Genomic DNA, 26941 nt, shown 5'->3' with positions numbered 1-26941 from the left:
CGTCACCTCGGCAGTGCCATGGTGCCGCGCCTGCCTCCCCGCCCCCACGGGTCCTACTCCGGAAGCGGTGCGGTCAGTTTCGCGCCACCCCGGGCATTGCTCAGGGTGATCGTGCAGGACAGCTGGTTCTGCCCGCGTTCGTAGGTCGTCTTCGCGGGCATCAGCGTGTACGAGTAGTACCGGCGGCCGTCGGCTATGGACCGCACCCGCTTCTCCGCCTCCGTGCCGCACAGCTCCACGGCCTTCTCCTGGATCTCCCGCTGCGTCGAGAAGGTACCCGTCAGCACCCTGTTGGCCACGACCTCGCCGTCGTGCGCGCTCTCGCACGACCTGGTCTCTATGACCGTGACCGTGCTGCTCAACGCCGGGTGGTCGTAGCACTGGCCGGGCTTGAGGACCACGTACGGCACCTGACGCGGCAGGGAGGGCAGGCTCGGGCCGGCCGACTGGCCGCTGTCCACCGCGCCGCCCTCGCCGGGGGACAGGCCCGTGGAGTCCTGGGACGCCGAAGGGGAAGCCGACGGTGAGGCACTCGGCGAGGACGAGCCCCGCGCGGCCGGCTCGTCGTCCTTGTCACCACCACGGGAGAGGATCACCCCGCCGACGGCCAGGCCCACCACCAGCACCGAGGCGACCACGATCGCGGCGACCTTCGCGCCGCTGCCACCGGAGGGCGGCGGGGGCGGCGGCATGGGCGGCGCGAACTGCCCGTAAGGCTGCCCGTACGGCTGCTGACCGCCGTACGCCGGCTGCCCGTACGGCTGACCGGGCGCCCCCTGCGGGCCCTGCTGCCCATAGGGCGCGCCGAAACTCTGCGGTGGGCCGAACCCACCGCCGTCACCAGGCGATCGAGGGGCGTTCGGCGGAGGCGGAGAGGTCATGGGCGAAGCATGCCGCATGCCACTGACAGCCCCACCAGTGGGTTACGGCAACCCCACCGGCGCGAAGCGGCAGAATGGGCGCATGACCGGCAATGCCCCTCTCCGCGACCCCCACGGCCCCTCCTCTCCCGGAGTGTCTCCCGCCGCACCTCCCGGGACGTCCCCCGGCGCACGTGCCGACGGCGCCCGGCTGGACCCCGCCATCGCCGCCCGCCTCAAGCGCGACGCCGACGGCCTGGTCCCCGCCATCGCCCAGCAGTACGACACCGGCGAGGTCCTCATGCTCGGCTGGATGGACGACGAGGCGCTCCACCGCACCCTGACCACCGGCCGCTGCACCTACTGGAGCCGCAGCCGCCGCGAGTACTGGGTCAAGGGCGACACCTCCGGTCACGTACAGCACGTCAAGTCCGTTGCCCTGGACTGCGACGCGGACACCCTCCTCGTCAAGGTCGACCAGGTCGGCGCCGCCTGCCACACCGGTGACCGCACCTGTTTCGATGCCGACGTCCTGCCCCTGGGCAAGTAGGCTCCGCTGCCATGGCTGCCACGACCTCAGGCGTCCCGGCCCCCCGCGCCGCGACCACGGGTACCACCACCCCCGACGCCGACACGTTCCGGATGCTCGCGAGGGACCGTCGGGTCATCCCGGTCACCCGACGCTTCCTCGCCGACGGCGACACCCCCGTCGGCCTCTACCGCAAGCTGGCGGCCGAACGGCCCGGCACCTTCCTGCTGGAATCCGCCGAGAACGGCCGCACCTGGTCCCGCTACTCCTTCGTCGGCGTCCGCAGCGCCGCCACCCTCACCGCCCGCGACGGGCGGACCCACTGGCTCGGCACCCCGCCCGTCGGCGTCCCCACCGAGGGCGACCCGCTGGCGGCGCTGCGCGACACCGTGGCGGCCCTGCACACCCCCCGCGACCTCATAGAGGATGCCGGGCTGCCGCCCTTCACCGGCGGCATGGTGGGCTACCTCGGCTACGACATCGTCCGCCGCCTCGAGAAGATCGGCGAACACGGCGAGGACACCCTCGGGCTGCCCGAACTGACGATGCTGCTCACCTCGGACCTCGCGGTGCTCGACCACTGGAACGGCACCGTGCTGCTGATCGCCAACGCGATCAACCACAACGACCTCGAGACCGGCATCGACGAGGCCTACGCCGACGCCGTCGCCCGGCTCGACGCGATGGCCGCCGACCTCCACCGGCCCACACCTACCAGCCCCACGGTCCTGCCGCCCTCCGAACTTCCCGAGTACACCGCCCGCTGGGGCGGCGCCGACTACATGAAGGCCGTCGAGGACATCAAGGAGCGCATCCGCGCAGGCGAGGCCTTCCAGGTCGTGCCCTCCCAGCGCTTCGAGACCCCCTGCACCGCCTCCGCCCTCGACGTCTACCGGGTCCTGCGGGCCACCAACCCCAGCCCGTACATGTACCTGTTCCGGTTCCCCCACGAGGACGGCGGCGCCATCGACGTCGTCGGCTCCAGCCCCGAGGCGCTCGTCAAGGTCGAGGACGGGCACGCCATGGTGCACCCCATCGCCGGCACCCGCCCGCGCGGGGCGAGCCCGCAGGCCGACGCCGCGCTCGGCGACGAACTCCTCGCCGACCCCAAGGAACGCGCCGAGCACCTGATGCTCGTCGACCTCGGCCGCAACGACCTCGGCCGGGTCTGCGAACCCGGCAGCGTCGAGGTCGTCGACTTCATGTCGATCGAGCGCTACAGCCATGTGATGCACATCGTCTCCACGGTCACCGGCCGCCTCGCCGCCGGCCGGACCGCCTTCGACGTGCTCACCGCCTGTTTCCCCGCCGGCACGCTCTCCGGCGCGCCCAAACCGCGCGCCATGCAGATCATCGAGGAGCTGGAGCCGACCCGCCGCGGGCTGTACGGGGGCTGCGTCGGCTACCTCGACTTCGCGGGCGACTCCGACACCGCCATCGCCATCCGCACGGCGCTGCTGCGCGACGGCACCGCCTACGTACAGGCGGGCGCGGGCGTGGTCGCCGACTCCGACCCCGCCGCGGAGGACGCCGAATGCCGGAACAAGGCCGCCGCGGTGCTCCGGGCGGTCCACACGGCCAATCGGCTCGCCGCCGGCTAGCCGACAACCGGACCTTGCCGCCCACGGCGGCGGGCGCCCCGCGGGCGCGTCCACAAGCGCCGGACGGGCTTGCTGTGCTGGGTCCTCAAGCGCCGGACGGGCTCGATTCAAGCCCGTCCGGCGCTTGAGGACAGGGCACAGCAGCCCGTCCGGCCGGGCCCCCGTTGGGGGCGGGCGGGTGGGAGGGGGATAGTGGTAACCGTGAGCGCAGCCGTTCCCCACCCCCGCCCCGTAGTCCAGCCCGCCCCGCGCACCGGCAGCGGTGCCAGACGCAGTGTCGGCATCGCCCTGCTCTTCGGCGCCCTCGGCGCCGCCCTCGTCCTGCTGTCCGGCGGCCGTACCTGGGCCGAGGGCACCGCCGCCGTCGCCCAGGGCAGCGTCGTGCGCCAGGCCACCGGCCAGGACGTCAGCGGCCTGCCCGGCGCGCTGGCCATCGTCGGCCTGGCCGCCCTCGTCGCCGTCTTCGCCGTACGCGGCGCGGGCCGGATCGCCGTCGCCGCGCTGCTCGCCCTGAGCGGCGCCGGCGTGATCGCCGGCGCCCTCGGCGGCGTCTCCGACACCGCCGCCCTGGAGGAGAAGGCGAGCAAGGCGGGCGGCCTCACCCACGGCGCCATCGACAACGTCACCCACACCGCCTGGCCGTGGGTCGCCTTCGCCGGGGGCGTCCTGCTGCTCCTCGCCGGGCTGCTCGCCCTGCGCTACGGCCGCCACTGGCCCACCATGTCCGGCCGCTACGAGCGCGACGGCACCCCCCGCCCGCGCCGCGCCCGCACCGCCCCCGACCCGGACCGCCCCGAGGAGCTGTGGAAGGCCCTCGACCGCGGCGAGGACCCCACCGGCGAAACCACCCGGGACACCTCCCGGAAGTAGCCGGGCCGGACACGCCCACCCCAGCTCAAGGCAGCCCCGGCCGTCGGGGACAATGGCATCGAGCGTTCTCTCTGCGCCCGCAGGCGCGATACAGCAACGAGGAGTCATACTCATGTCGGGTAGCAGCCACGGACACACTCCGGCCGCCTGGACCGGTGTCATCATCGCCTTCATCGGCTTCTGCATCTCCGGCGCGTTCACGGTGATGGCCAAGCCCATGGGCTTCTGGGCCGGAATGATCGTGATCGCCCTCGGTGGCGTCGTCGGCATGGCCATGCGCGCCGCGGGCCTCGGCCAGGCCCCCAAGCGCCCCGTCCGCGCGCAGTCGCACGCACAGACCCAGGGCTGACCCCCGGCTCCGACGAGCACCCTCTCGCCGCCGCCCGGCACACCACGGGCGGCACCGCGGGCACGCATGGCGCGGCCCGGGCCCGTACGGCTGCCCGTACGCCGGCCCTGAGCTGCGCCTTCGTCGTTTCCGGTGGAGACTCGACAGGGTGAGGGACCACGCGAGCCGGCCCCGGAACCCCCGGGCCCCCGGCATCACCCCCGGCACCACCACCGCCCCGCCCGAGCCCCTGGCCCATCGCCTCGCCGCCCCGCTCGGCGTCGCGGCGGCGCTCGCCGCGGCCGCCGTGTGGATCGGCGCCGTGGACCCCAACGAGCCCGGCCACTACCCGGCCTGCCCGCTGCTGCGTCACACCGGGCTGTACTGCCCCGGCTGCGGCGGACTGCGCGGCGTCCACGCCCTCGCTCACGGCGACCTCGCCACCGCGCTCGGCGCGAACGCCCTGGCCGTCGCCGGCTACGCCGCCTTCGCCGTGTTCTGGGCCGGATGGCTGGTCCGGTCCCTGCGGGCGGCCCCCGCAGCCGTACCCGCACCCGGCACGCGCCCCGGCCGCTGGTGGGCGCTGGGCGCGGTCGTCCTCGTCTTCACCGTCGTACGGAATCTGCCGTTCGGGTCGGCTCTGGTCCCGTGAATGTCCACGTGGCGGTATCCGCGTCAACCGGATGCGAGACCTTCGCCCTCCGGCAAGTACCATCGCAAGTCCTGGTGGGGTGATTTCCAGCCGCCAGCCCAGACCATCCGAGTCCGGAAGGGGGCCGCTCGCGTGAGTGTGCTCGACGAGATCATCGACGGTGTCCGTGCCGACCTCGCGGAGCGGCAGGCGCGCGTCACCCTCGACGAGCTCAAGCAGCGAGCCGCCAAGGCACCGCAGGCCAAGGACGGCGTGGCGGCCCTCAAGGGCGAGAACGTCACCGTCATCTGCGAGGTCAAGCGCTCCAGCCCCTCCAAGGGCGCGCTCGCCGCGATCGCCGACCCCGCCGGACTCGCCGCGGACTACGAGGCGGGCGGCGCGGCCGTCATCAGCGTGCTGACCGAGCAGCGGCGCTTCGGCGGTTCGCTCGCCGACCTGGAGGCCGTCCGCGCCCGGGTCGACATCCCGGTCCTGCGCAAGGACTTCATCGTCACCGCCTACCAGCTGTGGGAGGCCCGCGCGTACGGGGCCGACCTGGCTCTGCTGATCGTGGCCGCCCTCGAGCAGGAGGCCCTGGTCTCCCTCATCGAGCGGGCCGAGTCGATCGGCCTCACCCCGCTGGTCGAGGTGCACGACGAGGAAGAGGTCCAGCGCGCGGTCGACGCCGGCGCCCGGATCATCGGCGTCAACGCCCGCAACCTCAAGACCCTCGAGGTCGACCGCGACAACTTCACCCGCGTCGCCCCCGAGATCCCGGACCACATCGTCAAGATCGCCGAGTCCGGGGTGCGCGGCCCGCACGACCTCATCGCCTACGCCAACGAGGGCGCCGACGCGGTGCTCGTCGGCGAGTCCCTGGTCACCGGCCGCGACCCGCGCGGCGCGGTCGCCGACCTCGTCGCCGCCGGCGCCCACCCCGCCCTGCGGCACGGCAGGGGCTGACCCCTCCCATGACCCGCCGCCGTGGCCGCCCGGGACCGAGTTCGCACTCGGCCCCCGTCGGCATGTCGGCGTACGCACGACTCGCCCGCGGCTGCCGCCCCCGCGGCTGCCGCGCGCCCGCCCGCCGGATCCACGGCCGCCGGGTGCGCTACCACATCGGCTGTGAGCCGGGCCAGATCAACGGCATGCGATGGCGTCGCCCCACCATGCGCACGACGACGACGAACCGCACCCACCGCGCCACGGCCTAGCCGCGCGAAAGCCGCGGCTCGGCGGTCGTCCTCTCCGCATAGCGTGATGCCCGTCCATCGATACCTAGCGGGGCCCGCGGGCCCCGACTGAGGAGTACGTCGGATGTCGTCTGACTTCTTCATCCCGGACCCGGAGGGTCACGTCCCCAGCCCCGAGGGCTACTTCGGCGCCTTCGGCGGCAAGTTCATCCCCGAGGCCCTCGTCGCCGCCGTCGACGAGGTGGCCGAGGAGTACGCGAAGGCGAAGGCGGACCCCGCCTTCGCGGCCGAACTCAACGAACTGATGGTCAATTACACCGGCCGGCCCAGCGCCCTTACCGAGGTGGCGCGCTTCGCCGAACACGCGGGCGGCGCCCGGGTGTTCCTCAAGCGCGAGGACCTCAACCACACCGGCTCCCACAAGATCAACAATGTGCTGGGGCAGGCGCTGCTCACCAAGCGCATGGGCAAGACCCGGGTCATCGCCGAGACCGGCGCCGGGCAGCACGGCGTCGCCACCGCGACCGCCTGCGCGCTCTTCGGTCTGGAGTGCACCATCTACATGGGCGAGGTCGACACCGAGCGCCAGGCGCTCAACGTCGCCCGGATGCGGATGCTCGGTGCCGAGGTCGTCGCGGTGAAGTCCGGCAGCCGCACCCTCAAGGACGCCATCAACGAGGCGTTCCGCGACTGGGTCGCCAACGTCGACCGCACCCACTACCTCTTCGGCACCGTCGCCGGACCCCACCCCTTCCCGGCGCTGGTGCGCGACTTCCACCGGGTCATCGGCGTCGAGGCACGCCGCCAGATCCTCGAACGCACGGGCCGTCTCCCGGACGTCGCCGTGGCGTGCGTCGGCGGCGGGTCCAACGCCATCGGCCTCTTCCACGCCTTCCTGCCCGACACCGGCGTCCGGCTGGTCGGCTGCGAGCCGGGCGGCCACGGCGTGGCCGGCGGCGAGCACGCGGCCACCCTCACCGCCGGCACCCCCGGCATCCTGCACGGCTCCCGCAGTTATGTGCTCCAGGACGAGGACGGCCAGATCACCGAGCCGTACTCGATCTCCGCCGGACTCGACTACCCCGGCATCGGCCCGGAGCACTCGTATTTGAAGGACGCCGGGCGCGCCGAGTACCGCGCCGTCACCGACGACGAGGCCATGGCGGCCCTGCGGCTGCTGTCGCGCACCGAGGGCATCATCCCCGCGATCGAGAGCGCCCACGCGCTCGCCGGCGCCCTCGACCTCGGCAAGGAACTCGGCCCGGACGGCCTCGTCCTGGTCAACCTCTCCGGGCGCGGCGACAAGGACATGGACACCGCCGCGCGTTACTTCGGGCTGTACGACGACGCTGCGGGGGCGAACTGATGGCGGGCACGATCGAACTGCTGAGTTCCGTACTGGCCACGGCCAAGACGGAGGGGCGCGCCGCGCTCGTCGGCTACCTCCCGGCGGGCTTCCCCACCGTGGACGACGGGGTCAGGGCCGTCGTCGCCATGGTCGAGGGCGGCTGCGACGTCGTCGAGGTCGGGCTGCCGCACAGCGACCCGGTCCTGGACGGCCCGGTCATCCAGACCGCCGACGACATCGCCCTGCGCGGCGGCGTCAGAATCGTCGACGTGATCCGCACGGTCCGCGAGGCGCACGCCGCGACGGGCGCCCCGGTGCTCTGCATGACCTACTGGAACCCCGTCGACGCCTACGGCGTGGAGCGGTTCGCCGCCGATCTCGCCGCCGCCGGGGGAGCGGGCTGCATCCTGCCGGACCTGCCGGTCGAGGAGTCCGAGGTGTGGCGCAAGGCCGCCGAGCAGCACGGCCTGGCCACCGTGTTCGTCGTCGCGCCCAGCAGCCGCGACGAGCGGCTCGCCAAGATCACGGCAGCGGGCAGCGGTTTCGTCTACGCGGCCTCGCTGATGGGCGTCACCGGCACCCGCGAGTCCGTCGGCCAGGAGGCCCAGGACCTGGTGCGGCGCACCCAGGCGGTCACCGAACTGCCCGTCTGCGTCGGACTCGGCGTCTCCAACGCCCGGCAGGCCGAGGAGGTCGCCCAGTTCGCCGACGGCGTCATCGTCGGATCGGCCTTCGTGAAGCGGCTGTTGGACGCCCCCGACCTGGAAACGGGCCTGGCCGGAGTGCGCGCACTGGCGGGTGAACTCGCCGCCGGGGTACGCAAGCGCGGGTAATCCGTTTGAAGGAAAACGTCGCCGGGGGCGCGCATGGGCGCGCCCCCGGTTCGTTGTAGCGGGATGTGAGCCAGAAGAACAGCGACGGAAAGCGCAGCGCCCGTGAGCGGCTGCAGGAACAGCGTCAGAGGGAGGAGTCCCGCGCCAAGCGCAAGCGGGCCCTGATCGCGGGGGGCGTGGCCGTGGGCGTCCTCGGCATCGCCGCCGGCGTCGGCGCGCTGCTCGCGAGCGCCGGGAAGGACCGGAAGGAAACCGCCGGGCCGCCCGTCCTGCCCCAGGGCGCCATGGGCAAGGACGCCGTCACCATCCCGGTCGGCAAGCCCGCCTCCAAGGCCACCCTCACCGTCTACGAGGACTTCCGCTGCCCCGGCTGCGCCCAGTTCGAGAACGGCTTCCGCGACACGATCCACGCGCTGGAGGCCAAGGGCCGGCTGAAGACCGAGTATCACCTCGTCACACTGATCGACAACAACCTCGGTGGCGCCGGATCGCTCAACGCGGCGAACGCGGCGGCGTGCGCGCAGGACGTGGGCAAGTTCTCCGCCTATCACGACCTGATCTACAAGAACCAGCCGGCGGAGACCGACGACGCCTTCGGCAAGAAGGCCCGCCTGCTGGACCTGGCCGGCCAGGTCCCGGGCCTGGACACCCCCGCCTTCCGCACGTGTGTGAACGAGGGCACGCACGACAGCTGGGTGAAGAAGTCCCACGAGGCCTTCGGCAAGTCCGGCCACCACGCCACCCCCACCGTTCTCCTCGACGGCAAGAGCATCTACGGCGACCAGACCAACCCGCTCACGCCCGAGAAGCTGCGGCAGATGGTCGCCGGGGCGGCGAAGAGCTGAGGCACGTCCTCGGGGCGTGCACGGTGGCGCGACGGCCGCTGGAGGACGGGGCGGCCCGAGCGCCGTTACGCAGCCGTTGCGCCGGGTGGGTTGCCCGGTGCGTGTCCCGGCAGGGTAGCGTCGGTGCTGCCATGGACATCGCTTACATTCCCAGCCCGTCGACCGGTGTGATCCACCTCGGACCGGTCCCGCTGCGCGGCTATGCCTTCTGCATCATCATCGGCGTCTTCGTCGCCGTCTGGCTCGGCAACCGGCGCTGGATCGCGCGCGGTGGGCGGACCGGGACGGTCGCCGACATCGCCGTGTGGGCGGTGCCCTTCGGGCTCGTCGGCGGCCGCCTCTATCACGTGATCACCGACTACGAGCTGTACTTCGGTGCGGGGCGGAACTGGGTCAACGCCTTCAAGATCTGGGAAGGCGGGCTCGGGATCTGGGGTGCCGTCGCCCTCGGCGCGGTGGGTGCCTGGATCGGCTGCCGGCGTCGCGGGATCCCGCTCCCCGCCTGGGCGGACGCGCTGGCGCCCGGCCTCGCGGTCGCGCAGGCCATCGGCCGCTGGGGCAACTGGTTCAACCAGGAGCTGTACGGCCGGCCCACGGATCTGCCGTGGGCGCTCAAGATCGACGCCGACCCCGGGATCGGGCGGATCGCGGGGACGTACCACCCGACGTTCCTGTACGAGTCGCTGTGGTGCCTCGGCGTCGCGGCGCTGGTCATCTGGGCGGACCGGCGGTTCACCCTCGGCCACGGCCGGGCCTTCGCCCTCTATGTCGCGGCGTACACCGTGGGCCGCTTCTGGACCGAGTATCTGCGCGTCGACGACGCCCACCACCTGCTGGGCCTGCGGCTCAACGGCTGGACCTCGATCATCCTGTTCCTCGCCGCGGTCCTCTACATGGTCATCTCCGCGAAGCGCCGGCCCGGCCGGGAAGCCGTGGTGGAGCCCGCCGCCGCCGACGACGGCCCCGCGCCGGACGCCCGGGCGGAGAAGGCCCCCGCGAAGCCGGGCCCCAAGCCGGTCGAGAAGCCGGTCGAGAAGCCCGGGGAGAAGCCCGGCGCGAAGCCGGCGGACGGCCCTGCGAGCACCCCGGCTGCCCCGTCGTCCGGGTCCGGGGACGCCGCCACCGGCACGGACAAGGACGCCGCGAAGGGCACCGCCACCGGAGCGTCCGCCGACCGGCCGGGCAAGAAGCTCTGACCCGGGACGTCATCAGCCCCGAGGGCCGCCGGACCGCCAAGGTCCGGCGGCCCTCGGGCGTTTCCGGGGAATTTTCCCGGGCCTCCCGCGTTTGCGCAGGTCAGAGAGGTAAGTTCGGCCTTCCTTGCTAGCGGATCATCGTAATTCGTGCGTACCTTCGACTCATGGGGGATGGGCGGCAGGCTCTCCCCGGGGAAGGGAGCACGAGCGAAGATGTCTGTCCTCGATACGGCTGAGGCACCGCACATAGCGCACCGCGACAACCACACGCACCGCGATGTGAACGGCGGCTGGCTGCGGCCCGCGGTCTTCGGAGCCATGGACGGACTGGTCTCCAACGTGGCCCTCATGACGGGCGTCGCCGGCGGTTCCGCCTCTTCCCAGACGATCGTGATCACCGGCCTGGCCGGGCTCGCGGCCGGTGCCTTCTCCATGGCGGCGGGCGAGTACACCTCCGTCGCCTCCCAGCGCGAGCTGGTGCTGGCCGAGCTGGACGTGGAGCGGCGCGAGCTGCGCAAGCACCCCGCCGACGAGCTGGAGGAGCTGGCCGCGCTGTACGAGTCGCGCGGCGTCGAGCCCCGGCTCGCGCGGGAGGTCGCCCGGCAGCTGTCCGCCGACCCCGAGCAGGCACTGGAGATCCACGCGCGCGAGGAGCTGGGCATCGACCCCTCCGACCTGCCCTCGCCCACGGTCGCCGCCGTCTCCTCCTTCGGATCCTTCGCCCTGGGCGCCCTGCTGCCCGTCCTGCCGTATCTGCTGGGCGCCACCCAGCTGTGGCCCGCCGTGCTTCTGGCGCTGCTGGGGCTGTTCGCCTGCGGTGCCGTGGTGGCACGGGTGACGGCACGCTCGTGGTGGTTCAGCGGGCTGCGCCAGCTGCTGCTGGGCGGGGCCGCGGCGGGTGTGACGTACGCCCTGGGTATTGCCTTCGGCGCCACCTTGGGGTGATGCTTTATGCGCGCAGCCGCATAACAAGCGGGTAACCGCACTGTTTCAAGTCCGTGCGGTCCGGGCATAGTCCGGAAGCGCCGCAGGCAATGTCGCCACCGGCCGCGCCGACGTCCGGTACGGGCCGGGCCGGGTTGCTCCCACCACTCCAGGGACGCCCCGCCCCGCACGACGGCGTCCACATGTTGGAACGAAGTATCCGCTTTTCGAGAAGCGGGCCATCCTGTAACCTGCACCAAATTCTTTCGCAGAGGGCCAACGTCGTCCCTCGGCACCCCAAATGCCATGACGACGACGGGAGAGCCGATGCGCCCCTTTTTTGCCGCATCCCACCCCGCCCAGCAGGGGATGTACGACCCGCGCAATGAGCACGACGCCTGTGGCGTGGGCTTTGTCGCGACCCTCACCGGCGAGGCGAGCCACGCGCTCGTGGAGCAGGCCCTCACCGTCCTGCGTAACCTGGAACACCGCGGCGCCACCGGCTCCGAGCCCGACTCCGGCGACGGCGCGGGCATTCTTATGCAGGTTCCCGACGCCTTCCTGCGCGAGAGCGTCACCTTCGACCTCCCCGCGGCGGGCGCCTACGCCGTCGGCATCGCCTTCCTCCCCGCGGGCGAGGACGGGACGGGCCCGCGGGCGGACGCCGCCGTCTCACAGATCGAGACCATCGCCGCCGAGGAAGGCCTCACCGTCCTCGGCTGGCGCGAGGTCCCCGTCGCCCCCGAGCTGCTCGGCAACGGCGCGCGCGCCACCATGCCCGCCTTCCGGCAGCTGTTCGTGGCGGACGGCGAGAACGAGGGCCTCGCCCTCGACCGCAAGGCCTTCGTGCTGCGCAAGCGCGCCGAGCGGGAGGCGGGTGTCTACTTCCCCTCGCTCTCCGCCCGCACCATCGTCTACAAGGGCATGCTCACCACCGGGCAGCTGGAGCCGTTCTTCCCGGACCTCTCCGACCGCCGCTGTGCCACCGCCATCGCCCTGGTGCACTCCCGGTTCTCCACCAACACCTTCCCCTCCTGGCCGCTCGCCCACCCGTACCGCTTCGTCGCCCACAACGGCGAGATCAACACGGTCAAGGGCAACCGCAACTGGATGCGGGCCCGCGAGTCCCAGCTGGCCAGCGAGCTGTTCGGGGACCTGGACCTGGAGCGGATCTTCCCCGTCTGCACCCCGGACGCCTCCGACTCCGCCTCCTTCGACGAGGTGCTCGAACTGCTCCACCTCGGCGGGCGCTCCCTGCCGCACAGCGTGCTGATGATGGTCCCCGAGGCCTGGGAGAACCACGCCAGCATGGACCCGGCCCGGCGCGCCTTCTACCAGTACCACTCCACCCTGATGGAGCCCTGGGACGGCCCGGCCTGTGTCACCTTCACCGACGGCACCCTCGTCGGCGCCGTCCTCGACCGCAACGGTCTGCGCCCCGGCCGCTACTGGGTCACCGACGACGGCCTCGTCGTCCTCTCCTCCGAGGTCGGCGTCCTCGACATCGACCCCGCAAAGGTCGTCCGCAAGGGCCGCCTCCAGCCCGGCCGGATGTTCCTCGTCGACACCGCCCAGGGCCGCATCATCGAGGACGACGAGATCAAGGAGCAGCTCGCCGCCGAGCAGCCCTACGGCGAATGGCTGGAGAGCGGCCTGATCGACCTGGCCGACCTCCCCGAGCGCGAGCACATCGTGCACACCCACGCCTCGGTCACCCGCCGCCAGCAGACCTTCGGCTACACCGAGGAAGAGCTGCGCGTCATCCTCGCGCCCATGGCCAAGTCCGGGACCGAGCCCATCGGTTCGATGGGCACCGACTCGCCCATCGCCGCCCTCTCCGAGCGCCCCCGGCTGCTCTTCGACTACTTCACCCAGCTCTTCGCGCAGGTCACGAACCCGCCACTGGACGCCATCCGCGAGGAACTGGTCACCTCGCTGATCTCCTCCCTCGGCCCGCAGCGCAATCTGCTGGAGCCGACCGCCGCGTCCTGTCGCAGCGTCACCCTGCCCTTCCCCGTCATCGACAACGACGAGCTGGCCAAGCTCATCCACATCAACGCCGACGGCGACCTGCCCGGCCTCAAGGCCGTCACCCTCTCCGGCCTCTACCGGGTGCACGGCGGCGGCGAGGCACTCGCCGCCCGGATCACCGCGATCCACGCCGAGGTCGACGCCGCCATCGAGGACGGCGCCCGTCTGATCGTCCTGTCCGACCGGCACTCGGACGCCGAGCACGCGCCGATCCCCTCGCTGCTGCTCACCTCCGCCGTCCACCACCACCTCATCCGCACCAAGCAGCGCACCCAGGTGGGCCTGCTGGTCGAGGCCGGTGACGTCCGCGAGGTGCACCACGTCGCGCTGCTCGTCGGCTACGGCGCCGCCGCCGTCAACCCCTACCTGGCGATGGAGTCCGTCGAGGACCTGGTCCGGGCCGGCACCTTCCTGCCCGGCATCGAGCCCGAGACCGCCATCCGCAACCTCATATACGCCCTCGGCAAGGGCGTGCTGAAGGTGATGTCCAAGATGGGCATCTCCACCGTCGCCTCCTACCGGGGCGCGCAGGTCTTCGAGGCCGTCGGCCTCGACGAGACCTTCGTCGACACCTACTTCCACGGCACCGCCACCAAGATCGGCGGAGCCGGTCTGGACGTCGTCGCCCAGGAGGTCGCGGCCCGCCACGCCAAGGCCTACCCCGCCACCGGCATCGCCGCGACCCACCGCCGGCTGGACATCGGCGGCGAGTACCAGTGGCGCCGCGAGGGCGAACCCCACCTCTTCGACCCCGACACGGTCTTCCGCCTCCAGCACTCCACCCGTTCGCGGCGCTACGACATCTTCAAGCAGTACACCGAGCGCGTGAACGAGCAGTCGCAGCGGCTGATGACCCTGCGCGGGCTGTTCGCCCTCAAGAGCGACCGCACCCCCGTGCCCCTCGACGAGGTCGAGCCCGTCAGCGAGATCGTCAAGCGCTTCTCCACCGGCGCCATGTCCTACGGCTCGATCTCCCGCGAGGCCCACGAGACCCTCGCCATCGCCATGAACCAGCTCGGCGCCAAGTCCAACACCGGTGAGGGCGGTGAGGACCCCGACCGCCTCTACGACCCCGCCCGGCGCTCCAGCATCAAGCAGGTCGCCTCCGGCCGCTTCGGCGTCACCAGCGAATACCTGGTCAACTCCGACGACATCCAGATCAAGATGGCGCAGGGCGCCAAGCCCGGCGAAGGCGGCCAGCTGCCCGGCCACAAGGTCTACCCCTGGGTCGCGAAGACCCGGCACTCCACCCCCGGCGTCGGCCTGATCTCCCCGCCCCCGCACCACGACATCTACTCCATCGAGGACCTCGCCCAGCTCATCCACGACCTGAAGAACGCCAACCCTTCGGCCCGCATCCATGTGAAGCTGGTCTCCGAGGTCGGCGTCGGCACCGTCGCGGCGGGCGTCTCCAAGGCCCACGCCGACGTCGTGCTGATCTCCGGCCACGACGGCGGCACCGGCGCCTCCCCGCTGACGTCCCTCAAGCACGCCGGCGGCCCCTGGGAGCTGGGCCTCGCCGAGACCCAGCAGACGCTGCTCCTGAACGGACTGCGCGACCGCATCGTGGTGCAGACCGACGGACAGCTCAAGACCGGCCGCGACGTGATCATCGCCGCCCTCCTCGGCGCCGAGGAGTTCGGATTCGCGACCGCCCCCCTGGTCGTCTCCGGCTGCGTCATGATGCGCGTCTGCCACCTGGACACCTGCCCCGTCGGCATCGCCACCCAGAACCCGGTGCTGCGCGAGCGGTTCTCCGGCAAGGCCGAATTCGTCGTCAACTTCTTCGAGTTCATCGCCGAGGAGGTCCGGGAACTCCTCGCCGAGCTGGGCTTCCGCACCCTGGAGGAGGCCGTCGGCCACGCCGAACTCCTCGACACCGCCAAGGCCGTGACGCACTGGAAGGCCCAGGGCCTGGACCTGGCCCCGCTGCTGCACGTGCCCGAGCTGCCCGCCGGCGCCGTCCGGCACCGGGTCACCGAGCAGGACCACGGCCTGGCCAAGGCCCTCGACAACGAGCTGATCAAGCTCTCCGCCGACGCCCTCTCCGCCCCCACCGCCGAGGAGGCCCAGCCCGTCCGGGCCCAGGTCGCGATCCGCAACATCAACCGCACCGTCGGCACCATGCTCGGCCACGAGGTGACGAAGAAGTTCGGTGGCGCGGGACTGCCCGACGACACCATCGACATCACCTTCACCGGCTCCGCCGGCCAGTCCTTCGGCGCCTTCCTGCCGCGCGGTGTCACGCTGCGCCTGGAGGGCGACGCCAACGACTACGTCGGCAAGGGCCTCTCCGGCGGCCGCGTCGTCGTCCGCCCCGACCGCGGCGCCGACCACCTCGCCGAGTACTCCGTCATCGCGGGCAACACCCTCGCCTACGGAGCCACCGGCGGTGAGATGTATCTGCGCGGCCGGGTCGGCGAACGGTTCTGCGTCCGCAACTCCGGTGCCACCGTCGTCTCCGAGGGCGTGGGCGACCACGGCTGCGAGTACATGACGGGCGGCCGGGCCGTCGTCCTCGGCGAGACCGGACGCAACTTCGCGGCCGGCATGTCCGGCGGCGTCGCGTACGTCATCGACCTGGACCCGCGCCAGGTCAACAAGGAACTGACCGCCGCCGTCGACAGCCTCGACGCCGACGACCAGCGGTGGCTGCACGACGTCGTGCGCCGCCACCAGGAGGAGACCGCCTCCACCGTCGCGGCGAAGCTCCTCGCCGACTGGGACACGGCCGTGACCCGCTTCAGCAAGGTCATCCCGGCCACGTACAAGGCAGTGCTCGCCGCCAAGGACGCCGCCGAGCGAGCGGGGCTCTCCGAGACGGAGACCCACGAGAAGATGATGGAGGCGGCGACTCATGGCTGACCCCAAGGGCTTCCTGACCACCGGCCGCGAGGTCGCCCGCACCCGTCCCGCCGACGAGCGCGTCAAGGACTGGAACGAGGTCTACGTCCCCGGTGCGCTGCTGCCGATCATCGGCAAGCAGGCCGGGCGCTGCATGGACTGCGGCATCCCCTTCTGCCACAACGGCTGCCCGCTCGGCAACCTCATCCCCGAGTGGAACGACTACGCCTACCGGGAGGACTGGCGGGCGGCCAGCGAGCGGCTGCACGCCACCAACAACTTCCCCGAGTTCACCGGCCGGCTGTGCCCCGCACCCTGCGAGGCCGCCTGTGTGCTGGGCATCAACCAGCCCCCCGTCACCATCAAGAACGTCGAAGTCACCATCATCGACAAGGCCTGGGACACCGGTGACGTCACCCCGCAGCCGCCCGAGCGGCTGTCCGGCAAGACCGTCGCCGTCATCGGCTCCGGCCCGGCGGGCCTCGCCGCCGCCCAGCAGCTGACCCGGGCCGGCCACACGGTCGCCGTGTACGAGCGGGCCGACCGCATCGGCGGTCTGCTGCGCTACGGCATCCCCGAGTTCAAGATGGAGAAGCGGCACATCAACCGCCGCATCGAGCAGATGCGCGCGGAAGGCACCAAGTTCCGCACCGAGGTGGAGATCGGCCGGGACATCGACGCGGCGAAGCTGCGCAAGCGCTACGACGCCGTCGTGATCGCCGCCGGCGCCACCACCTCGCGCGACCTGCCCGTCCCCGGCCGTGATCTGCGGGGCATCCACTTCGCCATGGAGTACCTGCCCGTCGCCAACAAGGTGCAGGAGGGCGATCTGACGGTCTCCCCGATCAGCGCCGAGGGCAAGCACGTCGTCGTCATCGGCGGCGGCGACACCGGGGCCGACTGCGTGGGCACGGCCCACCGCCAGGGCGCGGCCTCCGTCACCCAGCTGGAGATCATGCCCAGGCCGGGGGAGGAGCGGAACGCGAACCAGCCCTGGCCGACGTTCCCCATGCTCTACAAGGTCACCTCCGCGCACGAGGAGGGCGGCGAGCGGGTCTACTCCGTCTCCACCACCCACTTCGAGGGCGACGAGGACGGCAACGTCCAGTGGCTGCACCTGACCGAGGTGGAGTTCACCGGCGGCAAGCCGGAGCCCAAGCCCGGTACCGAGCGGCGGATCCCCGCCCAGCTGGTCACCCTCGCGATGGGCTTCACCGGCACCGACCGGGAGAACGGCCTCGTCGACCAGTTCGGCCTGGAGCTGGACGAGCGCGGCAACATCGCGCGCGACGGCGAGTACGCCACGAACGTGCCCGGGGTGTTCGTCGCGGGCGACGCGGGCCGTGGCCAGTCACTCATCGTGTGGGCCATCGCCGAAGGCCGCTCCGCGGCCCGCGGGGTGGACCGCTTCCTCACCGGTACCAGCACCCTGCCGGCCCCGGTGCGGCCGACGGACCGGGCACTGACCGTCTGACCCACCCCCCAGCACGCGGCACCCGCCTTTTCCCCGACCGGGGGCGGGTGCCGCGGTCTTTCCCGGGCCGGGGCCCCGGATGCCGCTGACCGGGCCGCCGGGCGGGGCGGCCCGGTCAGTCGTCCGGCACCCGTGCCACCAGGTCCTCGAACTCCACCCGCGCGTCCTCCGTGTACACCCCCACGTTCCCCCTCAGCAGCGGACGCTCCCGGTCCGCGAAGGAGACCAGCCCCCGCCCGTCGACGCTGACCTCCATCCGGGCGCCCCGCTGGGCGACCCGCACCTCGGACCACGAGCCGATCGGGAACTTGCCCCCGCCCGTCGCCAGGAAGCGCTGCCCCCCGGGGTAGGCGGGGTCGCGCTTGCCCAGCTCCCAGCCGTTCGGCTTGAGCGTGATGTAGTAGAAGTGCTCCGGGTCGGTGTACGCCCAGACCAGCCACGGCACTTCCCACGGGTTGGGCCGGGGCACGCGCAGCTGGGCGACCGTCCGCATCCTGGCCCGGAAGTCCACATCCGTGTAGACGGCGGTGGAGACGATCAGCCCCGCGTGGGTTTCCTCGGGCACCCGGGACGGCATGGGGGAGAGGGCGAGGGCGTCCTCGCGGCCCACGTTCTCCCCGTGGCCGTCGAACACCGACCGCCACGGCCCGTGGACCGATCCCTCGGCCCACGGCCGGTCCGGCGCCTGGTCACCGCCTCCCCACAGACCGCCCACCGCCAGGGCGACACCCACGACCGCGGCGGCGGCGAGCAGCGTGAGACCGAGGAGCCGGTGAACTCTCGTCATGCCGTCGAGTATGACCCCGGACCGTCGGGCCGGCTGGCGATCAGCGGAGCCGACGGCGGTTTCGTGCCGGTGTCCGCCCCGAAGTCCTCGGCGAGTTGGGCGAGGATCCGGTCGGTGGCGTGCCCGTCCCCGAAGGGATTGCCGGCGGTCGCCATCCGCTGGAACTCCTCCGCGTCGTCCAGGAGGCGGATGGCGGCGTCGAGGATGACGTCCGGCTCGGTGCCCACCAGCTTCGCCGCGCCGGCCTCGACGGCCTCGGGCCGCTCGGTGGTCGTCCGCAGGACCAGGGCCGGTTTGCCGAGGCTCGGCGCCTCCTCCTGGATGCCGCCGGAATCGGTCAGCACGAGATCGCAGGCGGCGAGGGTCGCGGAGAAGTCGAGATAGCCCAGCGGTTCGACGACCCGGATGTTCGGGTGGCCGGTCAGCTCCGGGAGCAGCGCTTCGCGCACGGCCGGGCTCTTGTGGAGCGGCACCACCATCTCCACGTCGCCGCGGTCGGCGAGCCGCCGCATGGCCTTGCCCATGGCCCGCATCTTGTCGCCCTGGTTCTCCCGGCGGTGCAGGGTGAGCAGGACGCGCCGCAGCCCGGTGCGGAAGAGGTTCTGCCCCGTGCCCTCCTCCAGCACCCACAGCAGGTTGTCGATGACGGTGTTGCCGGTGGTGAACACCTGTGTCGCGGGGATGCCCTCGGCGGTCAGATGCGCGGCGGCGCGGGGGGTGGGGGCGAAGTGCCAGCGCGCGAGCCGCCCGATGAGCCGCCGGTTGGCCTCCTCGGGGAAGGGGTTGTCCAGCACCCCCGTGCGCAGCCCGGCCTCCACGTGGGCGACGGGGATGTGCTCGTAGAACGCGGCGAGCGCGCCGGTCAGCGCGGTGGTGGTGTCGCCCTGGACGACGACGAGGTCCGGGCGGTGCTCGCGGACCACGTCGCCGAGGCCGTCGATGAGGCGGGCGGTCAGCTTCGACAGGTCCTGCCGGTCGCGCATCACGTCGAGTTCCGTGCGGACCTCGACCCGCAGGAGGTCCAGCATCTGGTGCAGCATCTCGCGGTGCTGGCCGGTGGTGACGACGAGAGGTTCGAAGAGCGGGGAGGCGGCCATGGCACGTGCCACGGGCGCGAGTTTGATGGCCTCCGGGCGGGTGCCCAGTACGAGCATGGCCCGTACGGGCGCGGTGATGATGTTCGGGGACATGGGTCTCCCTAGGCAGGGCGGTGACTGCGGGCGGATGTCGGGCAGTGGATGTGCGCGTGGTCGACGTACGCGTGGTCGACGTGTGCGGCGGGGGGCCTGTCCGGCGGTTCTTCGGGCGGGAGGTGTCACCGGTGCCGGGCGTCGGGAGCCCGCGAAGAACCGCCGGACGGGCTCTAGGTGCGCGCGGTCTTGAGCCAGGTCTGCTTGCCGGTGAGCATCCGCCACAGGCCCATCCATCCGGCGGCGAACCAGATGTAGCCGTAGAAGACGAAGACGTGCGAGAGCAGGATGGCGCGCCACAGCGTGAGGTCGCGTTCGCGCCGGTGGTAGACGAACCCGTACGCGTAGGCGGCCGTGAAGGACAGGACGTACGGGCCGAGGATCCACATCGGGGAGATCAGCGGGTGCCCGGCCTGGAAGGAGCCGACGACCGTGCCGGCCGTGGCGACGAGGAAGGACAGCGGCAGCAGTGAGGTGAGCAGGATCAGCACCGGGCTGGAGAGGTGGTACAGCAGGTCCAGCGCGGGCCGGGTGGGGATCTCGCGCAGGATCGTCGGCACCAGCCCCGCCGACTGCAGATGGCCCTGGAACCAGCGCGACCGCTGGCGCACCAGGCGGCGTACGTCGAGGACGGCCTGCTGGGAGACCGCCGCGGCGGTGCAGTGCTGATTGGTCCAGCCGTGCGCGATCAGCCGCACCCCGAGGTCGAGGTCCTCGGTCAGGGAGTCGCTCCAGGGGCCGCTGCCGTCCTCGCCCATCAGGCTGTCGAGCGCGGCGAGCCGCATGAACTGGCCGTTGCCGCCCATGCCGACGCTGCCGATGTAGCGGCGGGCCTTCTGGAAGATGTCCCCGTAGATCACGAACTCCATGTCCTGGAGCCGGGCGAGCAGGCCCTTGTCCCGGTTGTACATCCGGACACCGATCTGGGTGCCGCCGGTACGGGGGTTGTCGAAGAAGGGGTCGACGGACTGGACCACGTGCTGGTCCAGCCGGCCGTCGGCGTCCACGACGCACACGATGACATCGCGCGGATCGTGGCCGTCGAGGATGCCCGAGGCACGGAGATGGCGGATGCCGTTGTTGAGGGCCGCGCCTTTTCCTTTACGGGCGTCAGGTAAATACCGCTGGAGCAGATGGACCCGCTCGGGGTCGGCGGCCCGCGCGATGTCGGCGGTGCCGTCGTCCGAGGCGTCGTCGATGACGAGGGCGATGAATTTACCGGCTGGCAGGGCAGTAATGCGGGCGAGGCTTTCGGCGAGTACCGTCTCCTCGTTCAGACAGGCGAGGAGGAAGACGTAGAAACGCTCCGCCCGGGGGCCGCGCTTACGTCGTGTGCGGCGTCTGGAGAGAATGAAGAGCGTGGTGTTGTAGCCGCCGGCCATCACGATGATGGCAATGCTGGCCCAGATGAGGATTGCGGAGATCATGAGCGTTCACCGAGATTTCGCACGGCGAACCACAGTTTGACCGATATAAGAGTCAGCGCGATCGCGCAGTACAGCAGGAATCCGGCCCCGGCCGCTTCCTGTAGCCCCCGGGCAAAGGGGATGCCCGGCAGGACCTCGGGCGCCGCCGTCAGCCCGGCCATAGGCAGGACTGTCCCCAGAGCGGGTTTTCCGTACATGGGTTCCCCCCCATTTTTCGCCTCGCTTGAGGCGTGCGGAGGGAAAGTATCAGACTCAACCGGTCTTCTTGTCGGACTTGGTGGGAGTTGTTTGATCGGAATCTCAAATTCAATGGACCTAACGGTAATTAGGCCAGTTGAGGCGAGTGTGTGACGGATGTGATCTATGGTCTGTACCAATGCGCTTGTCGGGAACTGAACGCTCTGGATCGATGTTGTCTATTGACACCGGTCAAACCCCACAAGAAGAATCTGTCCACCGTCGGGCCTCCGAACTCCCGGGGGTGGCGACATGGTTCAGTGAAACAGGGGGGACCGCCACCGTGTGGAAAATGAGAAGGAGATCAGGGATTTCCCGGATCTCCATCGTCTTCATGCTTATCGCCGCCCTATGGGGCGGCGTCGCGCTTTCCAGCGCACAAGCGGCAAAAGACCCGGGCGACCGGCAGTGGCCGCAGCACCTGAAAGGCATCGACCCCGTTTCGATGTCCGGCCCCGCACCCGCGGACCTGAAGGCCTGGGCCAAGGCCCGGCTGGCCAACGACAAGCTGCGCCGCGCGGGCACCCTCGCCCCCGGGCCCACCGCGCCCGCCACCACGGCCGCCGCCCCCGCCGCACCCGCGGCAGGGCCCGTGAGCCCGTCCGGCGCCACCACGGCACACACCGCGCTCTTCACCCGCCCGGCCACCCCCGCCAGGACGGCGGCGCGGGCCGTCCCGGCCGCGGCACCGGCGGCACTCACCGAGGCCGCCGCCCCCGCCGGGACCACGGCCCTCGTCCTGTACGACACCACCGGCCCCTACGGATACCTCGGCGAGCTGTACGCGATGGCGGCGGCCAACCTGGCCGGCCACTTCGGCACCGTCACCGCCAAACCCGTCTCCGCCTACACCGCCGGACTGGTCGAGAAGTACACCGCCACCATCTACCTCGGCTCCACCTACTACGGGGGCTCCCTCCCCGACGCCATCCCCGCCGCCTTCTACCGCGACACCCTGGCCACCAGCCGCCCCGTCACCTGGATCGGCGACAACATCTGGGGCATGGCCAACGCCATCGGCGTCCCCGCCTTCCAGCAGGCCTACGGCTGGGACCCCACCAACTCGTACTACGAGCAGGGCGGCACCGTCGGGCGGATCGACGCCGTCGACTACAAGGGACAGCGGCTGACCCGGAAGATCCCGACCGGCTTCGACAGCGGAGTCCTGCACCCCGCCCTCTCCACCGGCCCCGGCTACCCCCAGGTCACCCAGCTCGCCCAGGCCACGGACGCCATCTCCGGCGACACCACCCCCTGGGCCATCCGCTCACGCAATCTCACCTACCTCGGCGAGATCCCCTTCAGCTACGTCTCCGAGACCGACCGCGTCATCGCCTTCGAGGACCTGCTCTTCGACGTGCTCGCCCCGCAGACCGCCGAACGGCACCGGGCCTTCGTCCGGCTGGAGGACATCAGCCCCGAGGCCGACCCGGCCCAGCTGCGGGCCGCGGCCGACTACCTGCACTCCGCGCAGGTCCCCTACGGCATCAACGTCATCCCCGTCTACACCGACCCCAAGGGCACCTACAACAACGGTGTGCCCAAGACCTCCACCCTGGCCCAGCGCCCCCAGGTCGTATCCGCCATCAAGTACATGCTCCAACGCGGCGCGGTCCTGATGAACCACGGCTACACCCACCAGTACTCCAACGTCGCCAACCCCTACAACGGCGTCACCGGCGACGACTTCGAGTTCTTCCGCGCCCACGTCGACGCCGCCGACAACGTCGTCTACGACGGACCGGTCCCCGGGGACTCCACCGCGTGGGCCCAGAGCCGCGTCACCGCGGGCCTCGCCGCGTTCGCCGCCGCCGGACTGCCCAAGCCCACCCTGTGGACCACCCCGCACTACGCCGCCTCCGCCACCGACTACCGCGTCTTCGGACAGAACTACACCGCCCGCCTCGAACGGTCGCTGTACTTCGCGGGCACACTCAGCGGCGGCACCGTGAATCCCAGCCGATACCTCGGCCAGTTCTTCCCGTACGCGGTGAAGGACGTCTACGGTACGACCGTGCTCCCCGAGAACCTCGGCAACTACGAGCCCGAGCCCTACAACAACCACCCGGCCCGGCTGCCCGCCGACCTGATCAACTCCGCCAAGGCCAACCTGGCGGTGCGTGACGGCGTGGCCAGCTTCTTCTACCACCCGTACTTCGCGGTGGAACCGCTCAAGCAGACGATCGACGGCATCCGCGCCCTCGGCTACACCTTCGTCGCCCCAGCGGACCTCGGCCAGTGAGTGCGAAGAAGGGGACGGCCGCCCTGCTGGCGGCGGCCGTCCTCTTCCTCGCCGCCTGCCAGTCCGACGGCACGGCCGGGCGGGACGCGCCCACCGGCCGGGCGACCGGCCGCGGCCAGACACCCGACAGGAAGGTGAGCGGACTGCGCGGCATCACCCTGCCCTCGTGGAACACCGACGACTACAGCAGCCCCGAAGCCGCCGGCTACCTGCGCCAGATCGCGGCCACCGGCGCCCGCTGGGTGACCTTCACCCCCACCTGGTACCAGAACCGCGTCACCGACTCCGCCCTGCGCACCACGGACGAGACCGCCGACGACAAGAGCCTGCGCCACATCATCGGACTCGCCCACGCCGCCGGCCTCAAGACCATGGTCAAGCCGCACGTCGACCTCGTGCGCGGCGGCGACCGGGCGGAGATCCGGCCCCGCGACACCGACGCCTGGTTCACCGCGTACGAGCGCTTCATCACGCACTACGCCCGCCTGGCCGCCGACACCGGCGCCGAGCAGCTCGCCGTCGGCACCGAACTCGCGGGCACCTCCGGCGACGGCCCGCGCTGGCGGCACGTCATCGCCGCCGTCCGCGAGCGCTACCACGGCCCCCTCACCTACGCCGCCAACTACGACGAGTACCGCAAGGTCCCGTTCTGGAAGGAACTCGACGTCATCGGCATCGACGCCTACTGGCCGCTGGCCGGCAAGGCCACCGCCGACGCCGCCCGGCTGCGCCGGGCCTGGCAGCCGATCACCGAGGAACTGGCGGCCTTCGCCGCCCGCCGGGACCGCAAGATCCTCTTCACCGAGGCCGGCTACGTCAGCCAGCGCGGCACCACCACCGCCCCCTACTCCTGGACCGTCAGCAAACGCCCGGGCGAGGACGAACAGGCCGCCGCCTACGAGGCGTTGCTCGCGGCCTTCGACAAGAAACCCTGGTGGGCCGGGGTCTGCTGGTGGATGTGGGACGACTGGCCGGACAGCGGCGAGACCGCCAAACGGCTCGCCTACACCCCGCACGGCAAACCGGCCGAGAAGGTGCTGCGCCGCTGGTGGTCACCCGCCGGCCCGTCGGGCGGCCGGGAGTGACCCCGCCGCTGCTTGATGTGCGTGAGCCCAGCCGAACAAGCCCGTCCGGCGTTTGAGGACGCGCCCGCAGGGCGCCCGCCGCCGCAGGCGGCACGGTGGTCGCTGGCCGACGAACCGCCGGAGGCTGTCGGCACCACCGCTGCGCGGCGGTAGTCCTCAAGCTCCCCCAGCTACCGCTGGGAGGTACCCCCAGCGGGCTGGTTTGGGCTGGGCTTGGCTGCCATGGCTCAGCCACCTCAAGCCTGTCCGGCGTTTGAGGACGCGCCCGCAGGGCGCCCGCCGCCGCAGGCGGCACGGTGGTCGGCAGTCGAAGAACCGCCGGACGGCACTACGTGTCGCAGTCCAGCACCGAGTGGCACAGCGCGCACCGCGCGCGCAGCCGCCCCCGGACCGGGACCCGGACGCGCTGGTGGCACGTCGGGCAGGGGAAGCTCACGCGCGACGGGTCCTGGCTCTCGAAGGCGTAACCGTCGGTGGCGGAACCGCGCCCGGTGCGGCGGTCGCGGATGTAGCGGTGACGGCCGAGCCGTCCCGCGGCAGCGAGCGGCGGGCGCCGCTCGTCCCGCCGCGCCCGCGCCAGGCCCTGGGTGTACGCCTCGTACGCCTGCGGGCTGGTGAACCACGGCGAGGGGTCCTCGCCGAAGACCAGCGCGCGCTTGGCGAGGACGTAACCGAACTCCTCCGGGGTGAGATAGCCGAGCTTCTGCGTCGAGACCGAGGACTCCCGGTAGGCGTCCAGCAGCAGCCAGCCCGCGCCGAGGTAGGCGGCGGCGGTGTCCGTGAGGATCTCGTTGTCGCGGGTACCGGCGAAGGCGAGGTCCAGGCGGTGCAGCCAGACGTGCGTCACCTCGTGGGCGAGGGCCGCGCCGATGTCCTCGCGGTGGGACTTGAAGCGTGCGTTGAGTTCGATGAAGTACTCGGGCCCGGCGGTGAGTTCGACGCTTCCCGCGTGCCGCATCTCACGGAACGAGACGATCATCCGGGCATCGGGCAGCCGGAGGTGCCGCACCATGGCGCCGGCGACACGCTGCACCCCCAGATACGGGTCCTCGTCGGGTGAGAAGGCCACGTCGACGGGGAGCACGCTGACGCCGAAGCCCCGCACGGCGTCGGCGGAGAGGCGTTTGTACAGCGCGGTGATCGCGGCGCGCACGGTCTCGAGGTGCGGGAATCCGTGCTCGATATCGATGTTCGCGGCCACCTCGCGTCACCTCCCCGGCCGTGTCCCACTGTACGGACGTGAGCGCCGCACGGAAGGGTGCCCCGACCCGATACGGCTGGCCGAAACGCCACCCTTGTTGCTGCTGTCACACGCCCTCATAATCGCACCGCGCTCCGAAGGGGCATGTCCGGATATCGGATTGACATGATCCTGACAAGCGCGCAACCTCCCACGAAAGGAACCACGTTGCGCAACTACCTCAAGGCGTTCAAGAGAGCGGCGGCGGTCGGCGCGGTCGCCCTCGCCGTCTTCAGCCTCCAGCCCGGCAGCGCGCAGGCGGCCCAGGACCGGGACCCCGGTGCCCGCCCCAGCCCCGGTGTCGTCGGCGGCACCCGCGCCCAGCAGGGCGAGTTCCCGTGGATGGTGCGGCTGTCCATGGGCTGCGGCGGCGCCCTCTACACCAAGCAGATCGTCCTGACCGCCGCGCACTGTGTGAACGGCAGCGGCGCGAACACCTCGATCACCGCCACGGCCGGTGTCGCGGACCTCAACTCCTCCTCCGCCGTCAAGGTCAAGTCGACCCGGGTCCTGCAGGCACCCGGCTACGACGGCCAGGGCAAGGACTGGGCGCTGATCAAGCTCGCCAAGCCCATCGACCTGCCCACCCTCAAGATCGCCGACACCGCCGCGTACAACTCCGGCACCTTCACCATCGCCGGCTGGGGCGCCAACCGGGAGGGCGGCAGCCAGCAGCGCTACCTGCTCAAGGCCACCGTCCCCTTCGTCGACGACGCCACCTGCAAGGGCGCCTACGGCAACCTCGTCGACGACGAGGAGATATGCGCCGGATACATGGAGCAGGGCGGCGTCGACACCTGCCAGGGTGACTCCGGCGGCCCCATGTTCCGCAAGGACGACGCCGGAGCGTGGATCCAGGTCGGCATCGTCAGCTGGGGCCAGGGCTGCGCGCGGCCCGGGTACCCCGGTGTCTACTCCGAGGTGAGCACCTTCGCCGCGAACATCAAGAGCGCCGCCGCGAGCCTGGGCTGACCCCGGCACCACCCCGCTGACCTGGTGCTTTGTGCCGGTCGGTGACGCGTCGGCGCAAGCCGGCGACGAAAGGGGTACGACGTGAGACGGCCCGCCCGCGCGACTCCGGTATGACGCGGACGGGTCCCGCTCATCCTTTCGGCCGAGACGGACCGGGCCTTAAATGGGTCGGACAGTCGAGGTGTGCGGCGGGTGAACGTCCGTAACGTGAAGGGTGTGGTGCGGCGGCGACCGGAAGGCACGCGGAAGCGGCG

The 26941-nt window shown here is 71.5% G+C and carries 23 protein-coding genes; 17 read left to right on the top strand and 6 right to left on the bottom strand.

Annotation, left to right across the window (positions count from 1 at the left end; all coding sequences use genetic code 11):
- Positions 1-53: 53 nt before the first annotated feature.
- The gene (locus ACZ6MA_RS01080) at positions 54-881 is read right to left on the bottom strand and encodes a septum formation family protein (protein WP_469430042.1); all 828 of its coding nucleotides are present in this window, start codon (positions 879-881) and stop codon (positions 54-56) included.
- An 82-nt stretch (positions 882-963) separates the two neighbouring features.
- On the opposite strand from ACZ6MA_RS01080, the gene hisI reads away from it, so the two are divergent.
- The 14 genes from hisI to ACZ6MA_RS01010 all read left to right on the top strand — a co-directional run bounded on the left by hisI (position 964) and on the right by ACZ6MA_RS01010 (position 17507).
- Positions 964-1410 carry a phosphoribosyl-AMP cyclohydrolase gene (gene hisI / locus ACZ6MA_RS01075; protein ID WP_469430041.1) on the top strand — a complete coding sequence of 149 codons (447 nt, stop codon included), beginning with the start codon at positions 964-966 and terminating at the stop codon, positions 1408-1410.
- Positions 1411-1421: 11 nt separating this feature from the next.
- A complete protein-coding gene (locus tag ACZ6MA_RS01070; protein WP_469430040.1) occupies positions 1422-2990 on the top strand; it encodes an anthranilate synthase component I in 1569 nt (522 codons plus the stop codon).
- 201 nt (positions 2991-3191) lie between these two features.
- On the top strand, positions 3192-3860 hold the full coding sequence (locus ACZ6MA_RS01065; RefSeq protein ID WP_469430039.1) for a TIGR02234 family membrane protein: 669 nt from the start codon (positions 3192-3194) through the stop codon (positions 3858-3860).
- Between the two features lie 112 nt (positions 3861-3972).
- Entirely contained in the window at positions 3973-4209 is a 237-nt protein-coding gene (locus tag ACZ6MA_RS01060) for an HGxxPAAW family protein (protein WP_469430038.1), read from the top strand.
- Between the two features lie 148 nt (positions 4210-4357).
- Positions 4358-4840 carry a DUF2752 domain-containing protein gene (locus ACZ6MA_RS01055; RefSeq protein WP_469430036.1) on the top strand — a complete coding sequence of 161 codons (483 nt, stop codon included), beginning with the start codon at positions 4358-4360 and terminating at the stop codon, positions 4838-4840.
- A gap of 132 nt (positions 4841-4972) precedes the next feature.
- A complete protein-coding gene (gene trpC, locus ACZ6MA_RS01050) occupies positions 4973-5782 on the top strand; it encodes an indole-3-glycerol phosphate synthase TrpC (RefSeq protein WP_469430035.1) in 810 nt (269 codons plus the stop codon).
- A gap of 8 nt (positions 5783-5790) precedes the next feature.
- Complete coding sequence (gene trpM, locus ACZ6MA_RS01045) at positions 5791-6033, top strand: tryptophan biosynthesis modulator TrpM (RefSeq protein ID WP_469430034.1); 243 nt, start codon at positions 5791-5793, stop codon at positions 6031-6033.
- 103 nt (positions 6034-6136) lie between these two features.
- Entirely contained in the window at positions 6137-7378 is a 1242-nt protein-coding gene (trpB, locus tag ACZ6MA_RS01040; protein WP_469430032.1) for a tryptophan synthase subunit beta, read from the top strand.
- A complete protein-coding gene (gene trpA / locus ACZ6MA_RS01035; RefSeq protein WP_469430031.1) occupies positions 7378-8193 on the top strand; it encodes a tryptophan synthase subunit alpha in 816 nt (271 codons plus the stop codon). Before trpB ends, trpA begins: the two co-directional genes overlap by 1 nt.
- A gap of 65 nt (positions 8194-8258) precedes the next feature.
- Positions 8259-9038, top strand: coding sequence for a DsbA family protein (locus ACZ6MA_RS01030; RefSeq protein ID WP_469430027.1), 780 nt, complete (start codon positions 8259-8261; stop codon positions 9036-9038).
- Between the two features lie 131 nt (positions 9039-9169).
- Complete coding sequence (lgt, locus tag ACZ6MA_RS01025; protein ID WP_469430026.1) at positions 9170-10234, top strand: prolipoprotein diacylglyceryl transferase; 1065 nt, start codon at positions 9170-9172, stop codon at positions 10232-10234.
- Between the two features lie 213 nt (positions 10235-10447).
- On the top strand, positions 10448-11179 hold the full coding sequence (locus tag ACZ6MA_RS01020) for a VIT1/CCC1 transporter family protein (protein WP_469430024.1): 732 nt from the start codon (positions 10448-10450) through the stop codon (positions 11177-11179).
- A gap of 285 nt (positions 11180-11464) precedes the next feature.
- Positions 11465-16054 carry a glutamate synthase large subunit gene (gene gltB, locus ACZ6MA_RS01015; protein ID WP_469430022.1) on the top strand — a complete coding sequence of 1530 codons (4590 nt, stop codon included), beginning with the start codon at positions 11465-11467 and terminating at the stop codon, positions 16052-16054.
- The gene (locus tag ACZ6MA_RS01010; RefSeq protein ID WP_469430021.1) at positions 16047-17507 is read left to right on the top strand and encodes a glutamate synthase subunit beta; all 1461 of its coding nucleotides are present in this window, start codon (positions 16047-16049) and stop codon (positions 17505-17507) included. The genes gltB and ACZ6MA_RS01010 overlap by 8 nt, the downstream gene beginning before the upstream one ends.
- A gap of 115 nt (positions 17508-17622) precedes the next feature.
- On the opposite strand, the gene ACZ6MA_RS01005 is transcribed toward ACZ6MA_RS01010, so the two are convergent.
- The 4 genes from ACZ6MA_RS01005 to ACZ6MA_RS00990 form a co-directional block, all read right to left on the bottom strand.
- Complete coding sequence (locus tag ACZ6MA_RS01005) at positions 17623-18294, bottom strand: calcium-binding protein (RefSeq protein WP_469430020.1); 672 nt, start codon at positions 18292-18294, stop codon at positions 17623-17625.
- Positions 18291-19484 (bottom strand): non-hydrolyzing UDP-N-acetylglucosamine 2-epimerase, encoded by a 1194-nt coding sequence (wecB, locus tag ACZ6MA_RS01000; protein WP_469430018.1) that lies wholly within the window; start codon positions 19482-19484, stop codon positions 18291-18293. The genes ACZ6MA_RS01005 and wecB overlap by 4 nt, the downstream gene beginning before the upstream one ends.
- 173 nt (positions 19485-19657) lie before the next feature.
- A complete protein-coding gene (locus ACZ6MA_RS00995) occupies positions 19658-20911 on the bottom strand; it encodes a glycosyltransferase (RefSeq protein ID WP_469430015.1) in 1254 nt (417 codons plus the stop codon).
- A complete protein-coding gene (locus tag ACZ6MA_RS00990) occupies positions 20908-21072 on the bottom strand; it encodes a hypothetical protein (RefSeq protein WP_165451512.1) in 165 nt (54 codons plus the stop codon). The genes ACZ6MA_RS00995 and ACZ6MA_RS00990 overlap by 4 nt, the downstream gene beginning before the upstream one ends.
- Before the next feature lie 368 nt (positions 21073-21440).
- Between ACZ6MA_RS00990 and ACZ6MA_RS00985 the strand changes: the two genes are divergently transcribed.
- Together ACZ6MA_RS00985 and ACZ6MA_RS00980 are read left to right on the top strand one after the other, a co-directional pair.
- Positions 21441-23390: a DUF2334 domain-containing protein gene (locus tag ACZ6MA_RS00985; RefSeq protein WP_469430013.1), complete on the top strand. Its 1950-nt coding sequence runs from the start codon at positions 21441-21443 to the stop codon at positions 23388-23390.
- Positions 23387-24475 carry a glycoside hydrolase family 113 gene (locus tag ACZ6MA_RS00980; protein ID WP_469430011.1) on the top strand — a complete coding sequence of 363 codons (1089 nt, stop codon included), beginning with the start codon at positions 23387-23389 and terminating at the stop codon, positions 24473-24475. Before ACZ6MA_RS00985 ends, ACZ6MA_RS00980 begins: the two co-directional genes overlap by 4 nt.
- Positions 24476-24803: 328 nt before the next feature.
- Here ACZ6MA_RS00980 and ACZ6MA_RS00975 read toward each other — a convergent pair whose 3' ends face one another.
- Positions 24804-25676, bottom strand: a complete 873-nt coding sequence (locus ACZ6MA_RS00975; protein ID WP_469430009.1) for a hypothetical protein — start codon at positions 25674-25676, stop codon at positions 24804-24806.
- Positions 25677-25883: 207 nt separating this feature from the next.
- On the opposite strand from ACZ6MA_RS00975, the gene ACZ6MA_RS00970 reads away from it, so the two are divergent.
- Positions 25884-26687 carry a S1 family peptidase gene (locus ACZ6MA_RS00970; RefSeq protein ID WP_469430007.1) on the top strand — a complete coding sequence of 268 codons (804 nt, stop codon included), beginning with the start codon at positions 25884-25886 and terminating at the stop codon, positions 26685-26687.
- Positions 26688-26941: the final 254 nt, after the last annotated feature.

The sequence above is a fragment of the Streptomyces sp. NPDC042259 genome, assembly GCF_055582085.1.
The sequence above is the reverse complement of the archived record's forward strand: the minus strand, read 5'-3'. Positions and strand labels throughout refer to the sequence as shown.

Coding starts and splice junctions, on each gene's coding strand:
- ACZ6MA_RS01080 (WP_469430042.1), bottom strand. CDS start 881: ATGACCTCTCCGCCTCCGCCGAACGCCCCTCGATCGCCTGGTGACGGC.
- hisI (WP_469430041.1), top strand. CDS start 964: ATGACCGGCAATGCCCCTCTCCGCGACCCCCACGGCCCCTCCTCTCCC.
- ACZ6MA_RS01070 (WP_469430040.1), top strand. CDS start 1,422: ATGGCTGCCACGACCTCAGGCGTCCCGGCCCCCCGCGCCGCGACCACG.
- ACZ6MA_RS01060 (WP_469430038.1), top strand. CDS start 3,973: ATGTCGGGTAGCAGCCACGGACACACTCCGGCCGCCTGGACCGGTGTC.
- trpM (WP_469430034.1), top strand. CDS start 5,791: ATGACCCGCCGCCGTGGCCGCCCGGGACCGAGTTCGCACTCGGCCCCC.
- trpB (WP_469430032.1), top strand. CDS start 6,137: ATGTCGTCTGACTTCTTCATCCCGGACCCGGAGGGTCACGTCCCCAGC.
- trpA (WP_469430031.1), top strand. CDS start 7,378: ATGGCGGGCACGATCGAACTGCTGAGTTCCGTACTGGCCACGGCCAAG.
- lgt (WP_469430026.1), top strand. CDS start 9,170: ATGGACATCGCTTACATTCCCAGCCCGTCGACCGGTGTGATCCACCTC.
- ACZ6MA_RS01020 (WP_469430024.1), top strand. CDS start 10,448: ATGTCTGTCCTCGATACGGCTGAGGCACCGCACATAGCGCACCGCGAC.
- gltB (WP_469430022.1), top strand. CDS start 11,465: ATGACGACGACGGGAGAGCCGATGCGCCCCTTTTTTGCCGCATCCCAC.
- ACZ6MA_RS01010 (WP_469430021.1), top strand. CDS start 16,047: ATGGCTGACCCCAAGGGCTTCCTGACCACCGGCCGCGAGGTCGCCCGC.
- ACZ6MA_RS01005 (WP_469430020.1), bottom strand. CDS start 18,294: ATGACGAGAGTTCACCGGCTCCTCGGTCTCACGCTGCTCGCCGCCGCC.
- wecB (WP_469430018.1), bottom strand. CDS start 19,484: ATGTCCCCGAACATCATCACCGCGCCCGTACGGGCCATGCTCGTACTG.
- ACZ6MA_RS00995 (WP_469430015.1), bottom strand. CDS start 20,911: ATGATCTCCGCAATCCTCATCTGGGCCAGCATTGCCATCATCGTGATG.
- ACZ6MA_RS00990 (WP_165451512.1), bottom strand. CDS start 21,072: ATGGCCGGGCTGACGGCGGCGCCCGAGGTCCTGCCGGGCATCCCCTTT.
- ACZ6MA_RS00985 (WP_469430013.1), top strand. CDS start 21,441: ATGAGAAGGAGATCAGGGATTTCCCGGATCTCCATCGTCTTCATGCTT.